The following is a 17,730-nucleotide window of genomic DNA, read 5'->3' as shown; positions in this document are numbered from 1 at the left end:
GGGGATACCATGACCCGGAAACTGCGCGTCGGCATCGTGGGCGCCGGCATCGCCGAGCGGCATCTGGCCGGCTTCGACTGGATCAAGGATCTCTACGAGGTCGTCGTCCTTTGCTCGCTGGACGAGGATCGCGGCCGCAAGCTCTGCGATCGATATGCCATTCCCGAATATACGCAGGATGTGGACACGCTGTTCCGACGCGACGATCTCGACCTCGTCGACATCTGCACGCCGCCGGATTCGCATTTCGATCTGTCCCGTCGCGGCATCGAGGCGGGCAAGCACATCATCTGCGAGAAGCCGCTTTTCGGCTCCATCGCGGAAGTGGACGAGATGGCCGGGATCGTCGCCCGCGCGAACGGCCCCAAGCTCATGCCGATCTTCCAGTATCGCTACGGGACCGGCCTCCAGAAGGTCAAGATGCTGATCGAGAAGGGGCTGACCGGCCGCCCGTTCCTCACCACGATCGAGACGCATTGGTGGCGCGGGCCGGCCTATTACGAAGTGCCCTGGCGCGGCAAGTGGAAGTCGGAACTCGGCGGCGGCCTACTCGGCCACGCGATCCACGCCCATGACATGCTGAACTATGTCCATGGGGCCTGCGCGGAGGTCTTCTCCTATGGCGCGACGCTGGTGAACCCGATCGAGGTCGAGGATACGGCCACACTTTCGGTGAAAATGGCGAACGGCTCGCTGGCGAGCCTCTCCATGACGCTCGGCTCGCGCAAGGAAATCTCGCGCCTGCGCTTCTGCTTCCATGATCTGGTGGCCGAAAGTATTCTCGAGCCCTACACGATGGGCCGCGATCCCTGGACCTTCATCGCAGGCGACGAAGCGCATCAAGCGCGCGTGGACGAGGCGCTGGCCGCCTATGAAACTCATGAGGACGGTTATACGAGGCAGTTCGAGCTGTTCCATGCCGCCATCGTGGAGGATGGCGAGCCACCCGTGACCTTGCAGGACGCGCGCAACTCGCTCGAACTCGTGACGGCCGCCTATCATTCGCAGCGCACCGGCCAGCCGACGCCGCTGCCGATCACCGCAAGCCATCCGCTCTATCGCTCCTGGCTGCCGGACGACATGCGCGCGGCGCAGAAGTTCCAGTCGTAGGACGTTTGGCCGCTCTGGACGCCATGGTTCGAAAACGGATCATCGGCGCCGGACGTCTCGACACTGCGCCACCCGGTGCCGGGTGGCGTCCGCTTCATGAGGACGACATGCCGGCCGACGCCCCCCTCCGCCAACCGAGCGAACGCCTGTATCAGACCGTCGCGCGCCGCATTGCCCGGCTCATCGAAGTCAACGCGAAGAACACGGACTGGCGGATGCCGTCCGAGCGCGAACTGGCCGAGGAGTTGGAGGTCAGCCGGCCGGTGGTGCGCGAGGCCGTGATCGCGCTGGAAATGCGCGGGATCGTGGAAGTGAAGGGGCGCATGGGCATCACCGTCCTGCCGGTTCGCGGGCCGATCTCGGCCTTCGACAAGATCAATGCCGATGCCGGCGCGGGGCCGTTCGAGCTTCTGGACGCGCGCATGGCGGTGGAAGCCAGCGCGGCCGCCATGGCCGCCGAGCGGGCCACCAGCTACGACCTCGCCACGCTCGAAGACTGCATGGCGCGGATGGAATACGAGACCAATGCCCAGCTCGACCACGAGAAGGGCGACCGGGACTTCCACATGACCATCGCGCGGATGACAGGCAATGCCATCATTCTTTCGATCATCGAAACGCTCTGGGTGCAACGCGACGAGTCGCTGATGTGGAAGAAGCTGCACGAGCATATCCATGCGCCGAGCGTACGCCCGCTCTGGATCGGCGATCATCATGCCGTTCTCACGGCGCTGCGGATGCGCAATCCGGAAGCGGCCTACAAGGCGATGACCCGCCATATCCAGAATGTCAGCAAGGAGCTGATGGAAGCCGACGAGCGCGGCCGCCGCGCCCGCACCACCGCCCTTTCGGCGGAGCGCTGACGGCTTTTCCCGGCGCTCAGGTCCCGCAGAAAGTGCGGTACGGCTCGTCCGCGCGCGGCGGCAGCGCGGCATAGACGCTGCCCTCCGCCGAGGCGCCGTAGGGCTCGGCCAGAGCCGCGTTCAACGTTTCGAAAGGCGCAAAATCGCCCTCCATCGCGGCCGCCAATGCCGCCTCGACGTGATGATTGCGCGGGATGATGGCGGGGTTCACCCGGTCCATCTGAGCGCGCCGCTGGCCCGGATCGAGAGCATCGGCGTCCAGACGCGCGCGCCAGCGGGTCGCCCAGGCACCGAAGCCATCGGCGTCCGCGAAGGCGAGGACGGTCTCGTCGCCCTCGGCCGCCCTGCCGAGCGCGCGGAAGGTCCGCGTGAAATCCGCCTTCTCTCGCGCCATCAGCCCCAGCCAATCCTGCACAAGAACGTCATCACCCTCGCGCGCCTGCGTCAGTCCGATCTTGCGCCGGAAGCCGTCGAGATAGGCCTGATGAAACGCGGTGGCGAAGCCCGCGAGGCTATCCTGCGCGATCTCCACTGCGCGGTTCTCGTCGGGGTCCAAAAGGTCGAGCAGACATTCGGCGAGGCGCGCAAGGTTCCAGCTCGCGATGCCGGGCTGATTGGCATAGGCATAGCGCCCGTTCCGGTCGATGGAGGAGAAGACCGTGGCGGGGTCGTAGGCGTCGAGAAAGGCGCAGGGGCCGTAATCGATCGTCTCACCGGCGATCGACATATTGTCTGTGTTCATGACGCCGTGCACGAAGCCAATCTGCATCCAGCGCGCCACGAGCGCCGCCTGACGCGCGCAGACGCCGTCCAGAAGCGCGCGATAGGGATGCTCCGAACCGGCGGCGTCGGGATAGTGCCGCTCGATCACGTGATCGGCCAGACGCCGGAGCGCGGCCTCGTCGCGGCGCGCGGCGAAGAACTGGAACGTGCCGACCCGGATATGGCTGGAAGCCACGCGCGTCAGCACCGCGCCGGGAAGCGGCCGGTCGCGCATCACCCATTCGCCCGTCGCGACCGCCGCCAGCGCCCGCGTGGTCGGAATGCCGAGGGCGGCCATGGCCTCGCTCACCAGATATTCGCGCAGCACCGGCCCGAGCCCCGCGCGCCCGTCGCCGCCGCGAGAATAGGGGGTCGGCCCCGCGCCCTTCAGTTGCAGATCGCGCCGCGCGCCATGGCGGTCGATAATCTCGCCCAGCAGCACCGCGCGCCCGTCACCGAGCTGTGGCACGAAATTACCGAACTGATGGCCGGCATAGGCCGTCGCGATCGGCTCCGAACCCGCAGCGATCCGATTGCCGGCCAGGATTTCCGCCCCCTCGGCGCTTTCCAGCGCCTCGACATCGAACCCGAGTTCGCGCGCCAGCCCATGGTTCAGCTTCAAAAGAAGCGGCGCAGCGACGGGCGTCGGCAAGGTCGGCCGATGAAACGGCACGCCGAGGCTCGCATAGCGATTGTCGAAGTTGAAATGGGCCGTCATGACCAGCTGCCTTCTGGTTGAATGGCGCCGAGGCTTTCGCCGGACGCTTCGCCACTGAGCCCCATTTGGGCGAGCGGTCGGCCGATTGCGAGCGCCCGGCAGGAGAAAGCTGACGGGCGGAGAGGCGAGTTTTGAAGAGGCTGCGTGTGACGGGCTCCGAATCACCCGCGCCTCGCCTGTGTTTACCGAAGCGGCGATAAAACTTCACCCATTTCAAGTCACGTCTTCGCAATCGCCTCGCCTGTCGCTAAGAGACAAGACGGACAAGAGGAAGGCATGAGAGAACCCGTGCGAGACGACGCCAAAGCCCAGTCGCTGCGCTCGCCTCTCAACGAGGCCCGACGCTCGGCCGCTCTCCATGCCTATGACGTTCTCGATACGGAGCGGGAAGAGGAGTTCGACGTCCTCGCGCAGATGGCCTCGGAAATCTGCGGCACGCCGATCGGTGTCGTGAATTTCGTCGATACGCGGCGTCAGTTCTTCAAGGCCGAGGTCGGACTCGGAGTTCGTGAAACACCGCTCGAAACCTCGTTCTGCGGCCACGCCATTTTGGAAGACGATCTGATGGTCGTGCCCGACGCGACCAAGGACCCGCGCTTCGAGAGCAATCCGCTGATCACGAGCGAACCGGGTCTGCGCTTCTATGCCGGAGCGCTGGTCAAGACGCCGGACGGGATGCCGATCGGTACGGTCTGCGTTCTCGACTACCAGCCTCGCCATCTGGCCGAGCATCAGGCCCAGATGCTGCGGCTGCTGGCGCGGCAGGCCAGCACGCAACTCGAACTGCGCCGTGCGTTGACCAAGGCCCGCGCCGCCGAGACCCGCCATCGCAATGTCCTCGACAGCGCCGTGGACTACGCCATCATCTCGCTCGATCTCGAAGGCCGGGTCGTCGGCTGGAATCGCGGCGCGGAGAACGTGCTGGGCTGGCGGGAAGAGGAAATGCTCGGCCGCTCCGCCGACGTGCTGATGAGCGCAACGGACCGCGCGCTCGGCCTGCCCGAGCAGGAACTGCGCACGGCGCGCGAGGTCGGCCGTAGCGAGGACGAGCGCTGGCTTGCCCGCAAGGACGGCTCGCGCCTCTTCGCGCTGACCGACATCATGCCCCTGCGCGATCCGAACGATCGCCATGTCGGCTATGTCAAGATCCTGCGCGACCGCACGCAGGACCGGCGGCGGGGCCAGCGCCTCGCCCTGCTCGGCCAATTGTCGGAAGCCCTTCTTACCACCGACGATCCGAACGCCGCGTTGCGCCCCATCCTGGAGAGCGGCGCGGACACGATCGGCTTCGACCAGAGCTATGCCTATGAGATCGCTGCGGACGGGCAGCATCTCTGCCTGCAACAGGCCGTTGGCGTCGATCCCACGCTGTTAGGCGCGTTCCGCTACGTCTCCTTCGAAGTCCCGATCTGCGGTCTCGTCGCCCAGAACGGCGAACCGTTGGTGCTGTCGCACCTGCAAAGCTCTGAGGATCCGCGGTTCGAGATCGCGCGGGCGGGAGGCCTCGACGCCTATGCCGGATTTCCGATCTTCGATCGGGACACGTTGGTGGGCGTCGTCTCCTTCGTCTCGCGCGACACGCCCAGTTTCGATCGGGAATCCCTCTGCTTCTTCGAGACAGTCGCCCGCCTCTTATCGATCGCGCGCGAGCGGCTGAATCGCGAGACCACGCTGCGCGCCTCGGAACAGCGCTCGCGGATCGCGCAGGATGCGGGGCAGATCGGGATCTACGAGCTGGATCTCGCCAGCGGCCGAATTCTCGGTTCGCCTCTGTTCTGGCGGCTTTTCGGCTTGGACGACGCTGCTGGCCGCACGGCCGACGACATCCGTCCCTTTATCGTGGAAGAAGACCTGCCTCTCATCTGCGTCGACCCCGCCCGGCGGGACGGCAGCACCCCGCTGGAAGTGCAGTACCGAATCCGCCGCGCGAGCGACCAAAGCTTGCGCTGGGTGGCCCGGCGCGCCGAGTTCATCCGCGACGGGGATGGTGTCGCCCGCGCGATGATCGGGACGGTCATCGATGTCACCGATCGCAAGCGCGCCGAACTCCATCAGTCGGCGCGCCTCGCCTTGGCCGATCGGCTCCGCTCGACTGAGAGCGCGAGCGAGGTCTATGCGCGGGCGTCCGAGTGCCTTGCGGTGACGCTCGGCGCGCCGAGAGCCGGCTACGGCCGAATCGACCGCCGCGCCGAACTCTTCGAAGTAGCGGAGGATTGGGCATCGCGGGAAGAGGACAAGCTGGTCGGGCATTATGGGCTCCAGCTCTTCCGAGGCACGGTGGACTATCTCACGGGCGGTCAGGCCCTGGTGATGCCCGACCTCTCGTATTTTCCTGCGCTTGCGGAGGATGAGCCGACCTATCGCGCGATGGGCACGCTGGCCCAGATCGTGGTTCCCATCATCGACCGGAGCGAGCTTGTCGGCGCGCTTTATGTGCACGCCAAGGAGCCACGCCTCTGGACAAGCGATGAGGTCGAATTCGCCAAGGCCGTCGCCGATCAGACCTATGCCGCCCTGATGCGCGTTCGGGCCGAGGCCGAGCAACAGGTTCTGAATCTGGAATTGTCGCACCGGCTCAAGAATACGCTCGCCATGGTGCAGGCCGTCGCCATGCAGACGCTGCGCGGCGTGACCGAGCGGGAGCTGGTGGAGGCGTTCAACCGGCGCGTTCAGGCCCTGGCGGTGGCCCATCACGTGCTTCTGTCCCGCAACTGGACCGCCGCGCGCATCAAGGACACGGTCGAGGCGGTTCTGGGCACGTTCGACCAGTCGGCGCGGTTCGCCATCGAGGGGCCCAATGTCGAACTCGGGCCACGCAGTACGCTCACGCTGTCTTTGATGATGCACGAACTGGCGACGAACGCGGTCAAATATGGCGCGATCTCCGTGCCCGATGGGCGTGTCGATGTCAGCTGGCGGCTCGAACACAAGGCGCGCAGCCAGGATCTCGTGCTCGAATGGCGCGAATACGGCGGGCCTCCGGTGGTGGCGCCGAGCGCGAAAGGCTTTGGCTCGCGGCTGATCGGCATGGGGCTGGCGCAAAGCGGCAGCGTCGATCTGCGCTACGAGACCGCTGGCTTCGTGGCTGTCATGTCGGCTCCGCTGGAACACCTGCAGGGCGTTTGATCCCGCGCGAGGCCGGCACGAAAACATCGCCTTGCCCGCTCTGCGCTTTATCGCCTGTCCAAGATTTTCTCTTGCGCGAGAGAGTCGGGATAGGATCGGGCGTTGTGATATTTAAGAATAAATCCAAACTCGAAAAATAAAATCAGGAATGGGCTTGCGCCGGACGACGCAAACTCATACCTTCCAGCTATCGAACTTGTTGACTGAATTTTTGGGCGCCTCTTCGCCCCATGATCTTCTCTCTCAATCTCGAAACTTGAGCGGTCACGCATCCGGCGTGATCGTCATTCAGGCACGTTCTTGAAAGGGACTGTCATGGCTATCGGCACCGTAAAATTCTTCAACACCACTAAGGGTTTCGGCTTCATCTCGCCTGAGACCGGCGGCACGGACGTGTTCGTCCACATCTCCGCCGTCGAGCGTTCGGGCATGAGCTCGCTTCAGGAAGGCGACAAGGTCAGCTACGACGTCGTCGCCGACCGTCGTTCGGGCAAGAACGCAGCCGAGAACCTTCGCGCTGTCTAATTCGTCTCGCTCCGTGACCGCGGATGTACCGGCACGGAACGATTGACGACGCAGAGAGGTCGGGCCACGCCCGGCCTTTTTTTGTCTCAAGGCCTTGTCGCGTTTGCTCGACAATGGGGCTGAACGGTCTCTCGGCTTAGGCTAAGGCTTGCGAGCATAGGCTTCTGTTTCGATAGAGCGCCTTCTCCTGGGCTGGCCTCTGAGACCACGCAGCATCATAGATCTTTCAATGTCGGATGGTGCGAAACCTCGGGCCACCGGACATCGTCGCCGCTTGCAGGCTCCGCGCCGCGAACTCGCACCGCACCCCTTCGTGCCCATGCCGCCTCGCGGCCAGCTTTCTACGCCGATGAGCCCGGTCCCCTGCGGACCTCGCCTCGACCTCACGGCGCTTCGTTTCGCGGCTTCCCAGCCGATCCCGCTCCCGGCTGCCATCTGTCGCCGGGTTGTCCATCGACGATCCACACGTTTCCTGCCCGGCTCTTCGTCCTCTTGAACGCTGACAAGGCCATGGCGACACGCGCCGCCTTCTTTCGCGACGTCGGACATTTTTTCTCGTTTTCATCTTTCAAGGAGATCACACATGCAGGTTCTCGTGCGCGACAACAATGTCGACCAGGCCCTCCGCGTCCTGAAGAAGAAGCTCCAGCGGGAAGGCGTATTTCGCGAGATGAAGGCGCGGCGCGCCTACGAGAAGCCCTCCGAAGCGCGCGTGCGCGAGAAGAAGGAGGCCATTCGCCGGATGAAGAAGCTCGCGCGCAAGAGCGCCCAGCGCGAAGGCCTGCTGCCCGCGCCCCGCCCGAAGGCTGCCGCCGGCAAGCGATAAGCGTCGGCGCGCAGACTCGCCGCAAGCAAGCAAATCTCGACGCAGGCCCCATCCGGGGCTTGCGTCACCACAGGTCACCCCGGCTGTCTGCCCGGAGGGTCGATCCAGGCGCGGACCGACATCGGCCCCCAACATCGCCGACCAGCCGCCGATCTTCGAGGCTGGGGCTATTGCCCCACGTATCGTCAAGGCTGGAATGCCGCAGAGATGTTCCCGCAGCACCGATCCGACTCCGACGGGACGGTCACGACGCGCGAAGCCCAGCCTTCAAGACCTCACTACGACGCTCCAAGCGAGCCAGCGCGTCCCCCATCGTCGCATTCCCGACGGGGCCTACGCTCTGCGGCACGATCGCCGGCCGTCACGCAGATGACGGAAAAGCATAGCGACGCCAATAGTTTCCGCACTGCAAAATGACAAAAAAGTATCGGCATTTTGCTGGATGAAATGTAGAAGACAGCGCCAGCACGCTGATACCAATTCGTCAAGTTCGCAGCGTGAGCCCCGTGGGAGAGACCGGGTTCGCCAAGCCTGAAAAGGGGCTGCGGGAAGGGAGGTGAGGTCATGCAGCCGGACCTGGAACTGGTGCATGTTCGAAAAGGCGAGTCGTTTGCGGCTTGGATGCATGGCTATCCGTTCCGCACGGTGCGCTGGCATTATCATCCGGAATACGAAATTCACCTGATCGTCGCGACATCGGGCCGATACTTTATCGGCGACTTCGCCGGGACGTTTTCGCCCGGTCAGCTGATCGTGACCGGACCCAATCTGCCGCAGAACTGGATCAGCGACGTTCCCGCCGACGAGGTGGTTCCGGTACGCTCCATCGTCATCCAGTTTCCCGAGCATTTCATTCAAAGCGCCTGCGAGACGATCGCGGAGATGCAAGGGGTACCCGCGCTTCTGGAGCGCAGCCGGCGCGGTCTCCTGTTCGACCAGGGCACGAGCACCATCGTCGCGCCGTTGATGCGCCAACTGGTGGAGGCGCAGGGGCTTCGCCGCCTCGTTCTGTTCTGGGACATCTTGCACCATCTCACCACCGGCGAGCACGAGGTTCTGGCCAGCCTCAGCTATGAGCCGAACCTGTCGCAGGCCGGGGACAGCGGCATCAACCGGGCGCTCGCCCATCTGCGCGAGCATCTGACGCGGCAGGTCGAGGAGCGGGAACTGGCCGACATCGTGGGCCAGAGCCCCAGCGTCTTCTCGCGCGCCTTCAAGCGGCACACCGGCACGACGCTGGTGCGCTATCGCAACCAGCTTCGCATCGATCTCGCCTGCAAGATGCTGCTGACGGAGCCGGGGCTCGCCGTCGCCACAATCTGCTACGAGGTCGGCTTCTCCAACCTCTCCAATTTCAACCGACACTTCCTGAAGCTGAAGGGCATGTCGCCCTCGCAGTTCCGCGCGAATTTCGCCGCCAACCGCGACCTCGTCATCGCCGACTGAGCACAGCGCCAGCTTCACGAACCACCGAATTCGGCAGCCCCTCGGCTGCCGGGGCTCTGCGGGTGCGCCCGTTTCATACCATCTGGGAGGAATACCATGTTCTCGAAGACAATGCTTTTCGCCGCCTCGGCCCTGGCGCTCGCCATGGCTGCCCCCGCCAGCGCTCAGGAGCCGACCAAGCTCAAGATCGGCATGAGCTTTCAGGAGCTGAACAATCCGTATTTCGTGTCCATGCAGGAGGCGCTGAAGGCGGCCGCCGCCAGCATCGGCGCCGATGTCGTCGTCACGGATGCCGGCCATGACATCGCCAAGCAGATTTCCGACGTCGAGGACATGCTGCAGCAGAAGATCGACATTCTGCTTCTGAACCCGACCGACAGCGCCGGCATCGAAGCCGCCGTGCAGGCCGCCAAGGCGCAGAACGTCGTGGTCGTGGCGGTGGACGCCAATGCCAACGGCCCGGTCGACACATTCGTCGGCTCCAAGAACCGGGACGCCGGCTACATGTCCTGCAAGTATCTGGGCGAGAAGCTCGGCGGCAAGGGCGAGGTCGCGATCCTCGACGGCATCCCCGTCGTGCCGATCCTCCAGCGCGTCGAAGGCTGCAAGGCCGCGCTCGGCGAGTTCGCCGACATCAAGCTGGTGGACACGCAGAACGGCCGTCAGGACCGCTCGGTCGCGCTCGGCGTCGTGGAAAACATGATCCAGTCGCACCCGAATCTGGCCGGCATCTTCTCGGTGAACGACGGCGGCGCGATGGGCGCGCTCGCCGCCATTCAGGGCTCGGGCCGCGACATCAAGCTCACCTCCGTGGATGGCGCGCCGGAAGCGGTGAAGGCGATCGCGGACGGCACCCCGTTCATCGAGACGACCGCCCAGTTCCCACGCGATCAGGTGCGCGTCGGCCTCGGCATGGCGCTGGCCCACAAGTGGGGCGCGCGCGTGGTGCCCAAGGACGTCCTGATCGACGTGCGCGTCGTGGACTCCAAGAACGCCGCCGACTTCAGCTGGTAATCGCCACCGGCCCCCGCTCGCTCGGGCGGGGGTCGTTTCCACGGGAGGCAACATGCTGGAACTCAGGGGCATCAAGAAGAGCTTCGGCCGGATCGAGGTTCTGCACGGGATCGACCTGACGGTGCGCGCCGGCGAGGTTCATGCCCTGCTGGGCGAGAACGGGGCCGGCAAATCGACCCTGATGAAGATTCTCTGCGGCATCCTCGCGCCCAGCGAAGGAACGATCCGCATCGACGGCGAGGTCAAGCGTTTCGCCGATTACGATCAGGCGATCGAGGCCGGCATCGGCATCGTGTTTCAGGAATTCAGCCTGATCCCCGACATGAACGCCGTCGAGAACATGTTTCTGGCGCGCGAACTGCGCGGTCCCCTCGGGCTTCTGGACAAGAAGACCATGCGCCGGCGCGCCGCGGAGGTTCTTCTTCGGCTCGGCATCGAAGTGCCGCTGGACGTGCCGGTGCGCCGGCTTTCGGTCGCCCAGCAGCAATTCGTCGAGATCGCCAAGGCGTTGCTTCTCGACGCGCGCATCCTCGTTCTGGACGAGCCGACCGCAACGCTCACCCCGTCCGAGGTCGAGCATCTGTTCAAGGTCATGCGCGAGCTGCGTCGGCAGGGCGTCGCCGTGGTCTTCATCTCGCATCATCTGGACGAAATCTTCGAGATCTGCGACCGCATCACCGTTCTGCGCGACGGCAATTTCGTCGGCGAATGCGCGGTAGCCGACATCGACAACGACCGGCTCGTGGAGATGATGGTCGGCCGCCGGCTGGAGGCGAATTTCCCGCCAAAGCCCGCGCCCAATGCCTCCGCGCCCGTCATGATCGATGTCGAGGCGATCCAGCTCCGCAAGGGCGGGCCGATCTCGCGCTTCCAGCTGCGCCAGGGCGAAATCCTCGGCTTTGCCGGGCTCGTCGGCTCCGGGCGCACCGAGACCGTTCTCGCCATGCTCGGCACGCATCCGGCCGCGCGCTGCGAGATGCGGATCGACGGGCAGTCCTTGCGCCTGTCCGGGCCGGACGAAGCGCTGGCGCGCGGCATCGGTCTTCTCCCCGAAAGCCGCAAGGAGCAGGGGCTGATCACCAGCTTCTCGATCCTCCAGAACATCTCGCTCAACAATTACGGCAAATATCGCAAGAACCACTGGTTCCTCGATCTGAAGGCCGAACAGGTGGCGACGGAAGAGGCCATGGCGCGCGTGCGCGTGAAAGCGCAGGGGCCGCATGCCCGCGTCGATACGCTGTCGGGCGGCAACCAGCAGAAGGTCGTCATCGCCCGCTGGCTCAACCACCAGATGAAGGTTCTGGTCTTCGACGAGCCGACGCGCGGCATCGATGTCGGCGCCAAGGCCGAAATCTACGCGCTGATGCGCGCCTTCACCGCGCAGGGCTACGCCATCATCATGATCTCCTCCGAACTGCCGGAGGTGATCGGCATGTCCGACCGCGTCTGCGTCTTCCGATCCGGGGGCATCGTCGCCACCGTCGAAGGGGAGGCCATCCACGCCGAACGGATCATGAGTTTCGCCACGACCGGGAGGGTCGAACATGTCGCTTGATGCCACCACGCTTCCCCGCAACCGGCTCGCCGCCTGGGGCAATCTCATCCATTCGCCGCTGGTCCTGCCGCTGGCCGGTCTGATCGTCGTGTCCTGCCTCATGGGGCTCGCCAGCGACAATTTTTTCACCGTCAGCAATCTTCTCAACGTCCTGCGACAGGTCGCCGTCGTCGCGGTTCTGGCCGTCGGCATGACCTTCGTGATCCTGACCGGGGGCATCGATCTTTCGGTCGGCGCGGTCATGGCGTTGGTTGGCACGATCTCGGCCGGTCTCATCGTCCATTCCGGCCTGCCGGCGGAAGTAGCGCTTCCGATCGGCCTCGTGCTGGGCCTCGCCATCGGCCTTCTCAACGGCTTTCTCGTCGCCTGGGGGCGAATGCCCGCCATCATCGTGACGCTCGCGACCATGGGCATGGCGCGCGGCCTCGGGCTGATCTATTCCGGCGGCTATCCGATCTCGGGCTTGCCGAGTTGGATTTCCTGGTTCGGCATCGGGCGCATCGGCATCCTGCCAGTCCCGGTCGTCATCATGCTGGTGATCTACGCACTGGCCTTCGTGCTCCTGCAACGCACCGCCTTCGGCCGCCATGTCTATGCGCTGGGCGGCAACGAGACGGCGGCGCAGCTTTCGGGCGTCAAGACGCGGCGCGTGAAGCTCGCGGTCTATGCGATCTCGGGCCTCACCTCGGCCTTTGCCGCCGTGATCCTGACCGGTCGCCTGATGAGCGGCCAACCCAATGCCGGCGTCGGCTTCGAGCTCGACGCCATCGCCGCCGTGGTGCTCGGCGGAACCGCCATCTCCGGCGGGCGCGGGTTGATCCTCGGCACGCTGATCGGCGCTGTGCTGCTCGGCATCCTCAACAACGGCCTGAATCTCATGGGCATCAACCCCTACCTTCAGGACGTCATCAAGGGCGGCATCATCCTGCTCGCCATCTATATCGGTCGCGAGTGGCGCTGACCGGCCTCTTCCCCCAAGCATGGAACATCGTCATGTCTGAATCGCTGAACGGCAAGATCGCCGTCATCACCGGCGCCGCCTCCGGCATCGGCCTCGCCACGACCGAAAAGCTTCTGGGCGCGGGCGCCACCGTGGTCATGGTGGACCGCAACGCGGAAGCGCTCAAGAGCCTCACCGCCAAGCTGGGCGAGAAGGCCGTCGCGCAGGTGACGGACCTCACCGACGCGGAAAGCTGCGCCGCCATGGTGCCGGAAATCCTGCAGAAGGTCGATCATATCGACATTCTCTACTGCAATGCCGGCCTCTATATCGGCGGCGATCTGACCGAGACGACGCCGGACGCCATCGACCGGATGCTGAACCTCAACGTCAACGCCGTGATCAAGAACGTCCATGCCGTTGTGCCGCATATGACCGGGCGCAAGACGGGCGACATCATCGTCACCTGCTCGATCGCCGGCCATTACCCGACCTATTGGGAGCCGGTCTATGCCGCCTCGAAATGGGCCGTGACCTGCTTCGTGCAGACCATGCGCCGGCAGATGATCCCGCACGGCGTGCGCGTCGCGCAGGTTTCGCCAGGCCCCGTCGTTTCGGCCTTGCTCGCGGACTGGCCGGAGGAGAACCTGCGCAAGGCGAAGGAATCGGGCAGCCTGATGGACCCGAGCGAAGTCGCCGATGCGGTGGAATATATCCTGACGCGCAAGCGGACGGTGACGGTGCGGGACATGATCGTCCTGCCCACCAATTTCGACCGCGTCTGAGCGAAGACGAGTGCTGCGAGGGAGAGACAAAATGGCGGATCATGTGATCGGGATCGATGTCGGCACGGGCTCCGCGCGGGCCGGCGTGTTCAATCAAACGGGCCGTCTTCTCTCCCTTGCCAAGCGCCCCTTCGACATGCATCGCGAGCGCGGCATCATCGCCGAACAGTCGAGCGAGGCGATCTGGCGCGCCGTCTGCGAAGCCGTGCGCGAGGCGGTGGCGACGAGCGGCGTCGATCCGGCCGGGATTGCCGCCATCGGCGTCGACGCGACCTGCTCGCTGGTCGTGATCGGGCCGGACGGGAAGGGGCTGCCGGTCGGCGACCCCGCCCACCCCGAGCGCGACGTCATCGTCTGGATGGATCATCGCGCGACCGGCGAGGCCGAGCGCATCAACGCCATGGGCCACCCCGTTTTGCGCTATGTCGGCGGGCGCATCTCGCCCGAGATGGAGACGCCCAAGCTCCTCTGGCTGCGCGAGAACCGGCCGGAGATCTACGAGGGCGCGGCGCATTTCTTCGACCTGACGGACTTCCTCACCTGGAAGGCGACCGGCGCGCTCGACCGCTCAGCCTGCACGCTCACTTGCAAATGGACCTATCTCGCCGCCGAAGGGCGCTGGGACGACAGCTATTTCCGCGCCATCGGGCTCGGCGACCAACCTGACGATGGCTATCGCCGCATCGGCACCAGCGTCGTCGAGCCCGGCACGGCGCTGGGCTCGGGCCTCACCGCCGAGGCCGCCGCCGCCTTCGGCCTCCGACCCGGCACGGCGGTCGCGGCCGGATTGATCGACGCCCATGCCGGCGGCCTCGGCACGGTCGGCGCGGCGGGTGGCACGGGCGATCCCACGACCTGCCTCGCCTATGTCTTCGGCACATCCTCCTGCACCATGGCGACGACGGTGAAGCCCGTTTTCGTGCCGGGCGTCTGGGGACCGTACTTCTCCGCCATGGTGCCCGGCCTCTGGCTGAACGAGGGCGGCCAGTCGGCAGCGGGCGCGGCGATCGACCAGCTTCTTCTCGGCCATCCCGCCCATGGCGCCGCCTCGCGGCAGGCGGAGGCGGAGGGCCAGTCCCTGCCGCAATGGCTGGGCGAGCGGGCGCTGCGGGGCGCGGCTTCGGCCAGCGAGACCGTGCACCTTACGAGGGGTCTGCATGTCGTGCCGGAATTCCTCGGCAATCGCGCGCCCTTCGCCGATCCGCATGCGCGCGCCGTGATCTCCGGGCTCGGTATGGAAAGCGACGAAGATTCGCTGGCCGCGCTCTATATCGCGGGCGTCTGCGGGCTCGGCTATGGGCTGCGGCAGATCGTGGAAACGCAGGAGGCTCATGGGCTCACGATCCGCACGATCAGCATCAGCGGCGGCGCGGGCGCGCATCCGCTGACGCGCCAGCTTCTGGCCGACGCCACGAACCGTACGGTCGAAGTGATCGATTGCCCCGAGCCGGTTCTGCTCGGCTCGGCCATGCTGGGCGCGGCCGCCGCGAAACTCTTCGACGGTCTGAAGGCCGCGATGCCCGCCATGTCGCATGTCGGCGCGCGCTGCGAGCCCGATAGCGGCATGAGAGCTTTGCATGACGGGCGCTACAGCGCCTTCCTGCGGCTTCAAGAGACAGCCCGCAGCATTCGCGAGGCGGAAGCCGCAGCGGCCTGATCAACAGAGCGCGCGGCCTCGGCTGATCCGCCGGGGCCGTTTGGCGTTCAGGGGCGCAACACGAGTTCCATCCGGTCGGCCGGGAAGCGCGCGCGGATCGCCTGCACGGGTCGCCCGTCGAGATCGACATCGACCGCGAGGCTGACGAGGACGATCGCATCCGGTGCGCTCGCCAGATGCTCGGCGTCCAGCCGATGCACGCGCTCGGCCGTGATGCGCGTTTCGCGGCGACGATAATCCGCAACTCCTTCCAGCCGCAGTGCCTCCGTCACCGAGCCGGTTTCGGCATAGGCCCGCACGATGCCGGGAAAACGCTCCACCGAGAAATGCGACGTGGCGATGGACAGCGGCACGCCATTGGCGACGCTGAGCGTTTCCAGCCTGTGCAGCATCGCGCCCGGCGCGCAGTCGAGTAACTGGGCCAAGGCCCCGTCCGCCCGCATCGTATCGGCGCGGATCAGCCGCCCGCCGGGCCTGCGCCCCTGCGCCGAGACATTCTCCGAAAAGCGCGTGCGCGGGCCGATCGGATAGGCGAGCCGGGGTGGGGCGGCGTTGACGAAGGTGCCCCGCCCGCGCTCGGCGCGCAGCAGGCCCTCGGCGGACAGAGACTGGATCGCGCGCCGCACCGTATGCCGGTTCACGCCATAGGTTTCCGCCAGTTCCGTTTCTGGCGGAAGGCGCTCCCCCATCGTGCCCTCGGCGATGGCCGACCTGATCCTGTCGGCCACGCGCCGCCAGCGCGTCACGCCCTCGTCCGTCTCGTTCACGCGTCCGTCTCGTTCAAATGTTTCTCGCCCTGCGGCGCCCGCTGTCATTGGGATGTCACCGATGGACGGTTAGAGAGGTTTCGTCCAGACTAGATGTCTAGACCAATAGACAAAGTTAGGCCGACCCATGCACTCCTCGCCCAGTCAGGCGCACGAGACGCCTCCGAACCTGCGTCAGCGCGCGATCAGCGCCTTCGCGCTCGCGCCCGCCCCGCGCCTTCGCTCCCTCTTCGCCGCACTGGCGAAGGATGCGGGTCACGACGTGCCGGAGGCCATGCCGGTGCGGGGGCCGGAGATTGGCCTCGTCATGCTGCGCGGCCGGGCGGGCGGCGGCGGCGCGCCGTTCAACCTCGGCGAAGCCAGCGTCTGCCGCGCCACGGTGCGCTTGTGCACTGGCGAGGTTGGCCATGCCATGATCCTCGGGCGCGACCCGGAAAAGGCGCGGCTCGCCGCCCATCTCGATGCGCTCTGCCAGCATGCGGACTGGCACGAGCGGGTCGAGTCCCAGATCGTCGCGCCGCTTCTTCTCGCCGATGCCGAGGATGCGGCGGAACTGGCCAGCGAGACGGAAGCGACGCGGGTCGATTTCTTCACGGTGGCGCGGGGGGAGGACTGACATGACACAGACCCATTTCGCCGCAGACGCCGTGGCCGGTGGTTTCGCCGATCCGGTTCTGGACGCGCAGAGCGCCTTTCGCCGGATCATGAACGCCTTCGCCGAGCCCGGCACATTAGCCCGGCTGGACATGTCGGTCCAAGCGCCCGCTGCCTTGCCCCCCGCCGCCGCGATCCTGCTTCTGACGCTGGCCGATGCCGACGCGCCGATCTTCCTCGAAGGCGCGGCCGCGCTGGCGGAGGCCAGCGCCTGGCTCGCCTTCCACACCGGCGCGCGGGTCAACGCCGCTCGGCAAGAGGCGAGCTTCGCGCTGCTGACCGAGAATTCCGACCCCGCCGGCTGGAACGCGCTGCCGATCGGCACCGACAGCTATCCCGACCGCGCCGCGACGCTGATCCTGCCCGTGCAAGCCTTGGAGGGCGGCAAGCCGCTCACCCTGACGGGACCGGGCATCGAGACGGTGCGAACCATCGGGCCTGTTGGCCTGCCGGCAGGCTTCCTTCAGGCGCGGGCGCGCAATGCCGCGCTTTTCCCGCGTGGGCACGACCTCGTTCTGGTGGCGGGCGACGCGCTGATCGCCCTGCCGCGCACCACCAAGCTTCGGGAGGCCTGAGCCATGTATGTGGCCGTCAAGGGCGGTGAAGCCGCCATCCGCAACGCGCATCGCCTTCTTGCCGACCGCCGCCGGGGCGCGCGCGACGTGCCGGTGCTGGGCCTCGACCAGATCACCGGGCAATTGTCGCTCGCCGTCGATCGCGTCATGGCCGAGGGCTCGCTCTACGACCCGGAACTTGCCGCCATCGCCATTCGGCAGGCACGCGGCGACATGATCGAGGCGATCTTCCTCTTACGCGCCTATCGCACCACGCTGCCGCGCTTTCGCGCCGCCGAGCCGATCGACACCGGGCGGATGCGCCTGGAGCGCCGCGTGTCGGCGACCTACAAGGACCTGCCGGGCGGCCAGCTTCTGGGTCCGACCTTCGACTACACCCATCGCCTGCTCGACCCCGCCATGGCGGG

Annotated in this window: 16 protein-coding genes; 14 read left to right on the top strand and 2 right to left on the bottom strand. The window is 66.1% G+C overall.

Annotation, left to right across the window (positions count from 1 at the left end; genetic code table 11):
* Positions 1 to 9 precede the first annotated feature (9 nt).
* Together NS365_RS10860 and NS365_RS10855 are read left to right on the top strand one after the other, a co-directional pair.
* Positions 10 to 1,110: a Gfo/Idh/MocA family protein gene (locus NS365_RS10860; RefSeq protein ID WP_058600312.1), complete on the top strand. Its 1,101-nt coding sequence runs from the start codon at positions 10 to 12 to the stop codon at positions 1,108 to 1,110.
* A gap of 107 nt (positions 1,111 to 1,217) precedes the next feature.
* Entirely contained in the window at positions 1,218 to 1,973 is a 756-nt protein-coding gene (locus tag NS365_RS10855) for a FadR/GntR family transcriptional regulator (RefSeq protein WP_058600311.1), read from the top strand.
* 16 nt (positions 1,974 to 1,989) lie between these two features.
* On the opposite strand, the gene NS365_RS10850 is transcribed toward NS365_RS10855, so the two are convergent.
* Positions 1,990 to 3,453: a protein adenylyltransferase SelO gene (locus tag NS365_RS10850; RefSeq protein WP_058600310.1), complete on the bottom strand. Its 1,464-nt coding sequence runs from the start codon at positions 3,451 to 3,453 to the stop codon at positions 1,990 to 1,992.
* A gap of 276 nt (positions 3,454 to 3,729) precedes the next feature.
* Between NS365_RS10850 and NS365_RS10845 the strand changes: the two genes are divergently transcribed.
* The 9 genes from NS365_RS10845 to NS365_RS10805 all read left to right on the top strand — a co-directional run bounded on the left by NS365_RS10845 (position 3,730) and on the right by NS365_RS10805 (position 15,327).
* Positions 3,730 to 6,579 (top strand): GAF domain-containing protein, encoded by a 2,850-nt coding sequence (locus tag NS365_RS10845; RefSeq protein ID WP_082675328.1) that lies wholly within the window; start codon positions 3,730 to 3,732, stop codon positions 6,577 to 6,579.
* A 315-nt stretch (positions 6,580 to 6,894) separates the two neighbouring features.
* On the top strand, positions 6,895 to 7,104 hold the full coding sequence (locus NS365_RS10840; protein WP_058600308.1) for a cold-shock protein: 210 nt from the start codon (positions 6,895 to 6,897) through the stop codon (positions 7,102 to 7,104).
* 583 nt (positions 7,105 to 7,687) lie between these two features.
* Entirely contained in the window at positions 7,688 to 7,930 is a 243-nt protein-coding gene (gene rpsU, locus NS365_RS10835; RefSeq protein WP_058600307.1) for a 30S ribosomal protein S21, read from the top strand.
* A gap of 564 nt (positions 7,931 to 8,494) precedes the next feature.
* Positions 8,495 to 9,376 (top strand): AraC family transcriptional regulator, encoded by an 882-nt coding sequence (locus NS365_RS10830; RefSeq protein WP_058600306.1) that lies wholly within the window; start codon positions 8,495 to 8,497, stop codon positions 9,374 to 9,376.
* A 96-nt stretch (positions 9,377 to 9,472) separates the two neighbouring features.
* A complete protein-coding gene (locus NS365_RS10825) occupies positions 9,473 to 10,390 on the top strand; it encodes an ABC transporter substrate-binding protein (protein ID WP_058600305.1) in 918 nt (305 codons plus the stop codon).
* 52 nt (positions 10,391 to 10,442) lie between these two features.
* Complete coding sequence (locus tag NS365_RS10820) at positions 10,443 to 11,945, top strand: sugar ABC transporter ATP-binding protein (protein ID WP_058600304.1); 1,503 nt, start codon at positions 10,443 to 10,445, stop codon at positions 11,943 to 11,945.
* Positions 11,935 to 12,906, top strand: coding sequence for an ABC transporter permease (locus NS365_RS10815; protein WP_058600303.1), 972 nt, complete (start codon positions 11,935 to 11,937; stop codon positions 12,904 to 12,906). Before NS365_RS10820 ends, NS365_RS10815 begins: the two co-directional genes overlap by 11 nt.
* A gap of 32 nt (positions 12,907 to 12,938) precedes the next feature.
* Positions 12,939 to 13,670 (top strand): SDR family oxidoreductase, encoded by a 732-nt coding sequence (locus tag NS365_RS10810; protein ID WP_058600302.1) that lies wholly within the window; start codon positions 12,939 to 12,941, stop codon positions 13,668 to 13,670.
* 31 nt (positions 13,671 to 13,701) lie between these two features.
* Positions 13,702 to 15,327: an FGGY-family carbohydrate kinase gene (locus tag NS365_RS10805; protein WP_058600301.1), complete on the top strand. Its 1,626-nt coding sequence runs from the start codon at positions 13,702 to 13,704 to the stop codon at positions 15,325 to 15,327.
* 47 nt (positions 15,328 to 15,374) lie between these two features.
* Here the strand turns inward: NS365_RS10805 and phnF are convergent, their stop codons facing one another.
* Positions 15,375 to 16,094 (bottom strand): phosphonate metabolism transcriptional regulator PhnF, encoded by a 720-nt coding sequence (gene phnF, locus NS365_RS10800; RefSeq protein ID WP_058600300.1) that lies wholly within the window; start codon positions 16,092 to 16,094, stop codon positions 15,375 to 15,377.
* 127 nt (positions 16,095 to 16,221) lie between these two features.
* On the opposite strand from phnF, the gene phnG reads away from it, so the two are divergent.
* The 3 genes from phnG to NS365_RS10785 form a co-directional block, all read left to right on the top strand.
* Positions 16,222 to 16,710: a phosphonate C-P lyase system protein PhnG gene (phnG, locus tag NS365_RS10795; RefSeq protein ID WP_058600299.1), complete on the top strand. Its 489-nt coding sequence runs from the start codon at positions 16,222 to 16,224 to the stop codon at positions 16,708 to 16,710.
* Between the two features lies 1 nt (position 16,711).
* A complete protein-coding gene (gene phnH, locus NS365_RS10790) occupies positions 16,712 to 17,323 on the top strand; it encodes a phosphonate C-P lyase system protein PhnH (protein ID WP_058600298.1) in 612 nt (203 codons plus the stop codon).
* 3 nt (positions 17,324 to 17,326) lie between these two features.
* Positions 17,327 to 17,730 (top strand): carbon-phosphorus lyase complex subunit PhnI (locus NS365_RS10785; RefSeq protein WP_193753426.1); only part of this gene is annotated, 404 nt, incomplete at its 3' end.

The sequence above is a fragment of the Aureimonas ureilytica genome (assembly GCF_001475935.1).
Classification (GTDB): Bacteria; Pseudomonadota; Alphaproteobacteria; order Rhizobiales; family Rhizobiaceae; genus Aureimonas; species Aureimonas ureilytica_A.
Note: the sequence above shows the minus strand (reverse complement) of the source record. Positions and strands in the feature narration are given on the sequence as shown.

Excerpts from the sequence above, each read along its gene's own strand:
- NS365_RS10860 (WP_058600312.1), top strand. The coding sequence starts at position 10 with ATGACCCGGAAACTGCGCGTCGGCATCGTGGGCGCCGGCATCGCCGAG.
- NS365_RS10855 (WP_058600311.1), top strand. The coding sequence starts at position 1,218 with ATGCCGGCCGACGCCCCCCTCCGCCAACCGAGCGAACGCCTGTATCAG.
- NS365_RS10850 (WP_058600310.1), bottom strand. The coding sequence starts at position 3,453 with ATGACGGCCCATTTCAACTTCGACAATCGCTATGCGAGCCTCGGCGTG.
- NS365_RS10845 (WP_082675328.1), top strand. The coding sequence starts at position 3,730 with ATGAGAGAACCCGTGCGAGACGACGCCAAAGCCCAGTCGCTGCGCTCG.
- NS365_RS10840 (WP_058600308.1), top strand. The coding sequence starts at position 6,895 with ATGGCTATCGGCACCGTAAAATTCTTCAACACCACTAAGGGTTTCGGC.
- rpsU (WP_058600307.1), top strand. The coding sequence starts at position 7,688 with ATGCAGGTTCTCGTGCGCGACAACAATGTCGACCAGGCCCTCCGCGTC.
- NS365_RS10830 (WP_058600306.1), top strand. The coding sequence starts at position 8,495 with ATGCAGCCGGACCTGGAACTGGTGCATGTTCGAAAAGGCGAGTCGTTT.
- NS365_RS10825 (WP_058600305.1), top strand. The coding sequence starts at position 9,473 with ATGTTCTCGAAGACAATGCTTTTCGCCGCCTCGGCCCTGGCGCTCGCC.
- NS365_RS10820 (WP_058600304.1), top strand. The coding sequence starts at position 10,443 with ATGCTGGAACTCAGGGGCATCAAGAAGAGCTTCGGCCGGATCGAGGTT.
- NS365_RS10815 (WP_058600303.1), top strand. The coding sequence starts at position 11,935 with ATGTCGCTTGATGCCACCACGCTTCCCCGCAACCGGCTCGCCGCCTGG.
- NS365_RS10810 (WP_058600302.1), top strand. The coding sequence starts at position 12,939 with ATGTCTGAATCGCTGAACGGCAAGATCGCCGTCATCACCGGCGCCGCC.
- NS365_RS10805 (WP_058600301.1), top strand. The coding sequence starts at position 13,702 with ATGGCGGATCATGTGATCGGGATCGATGTCGGCACGGGCTCCGCGCGG.
- phnG (WP_058600299.1), top strand. The coding sequence starts at position 16,222 with ATGCACTCCTCGCCCAGTCAGGCGCACGAGACGCCTCCGAACCTGCGT.
- phnH (WP_058600298.1), top strand. The coding sequence starts at position 16,712 with ATGACACAGACCCATTTCGCCGCAGACGCCGTGGCCGGTGGTTTCGCC.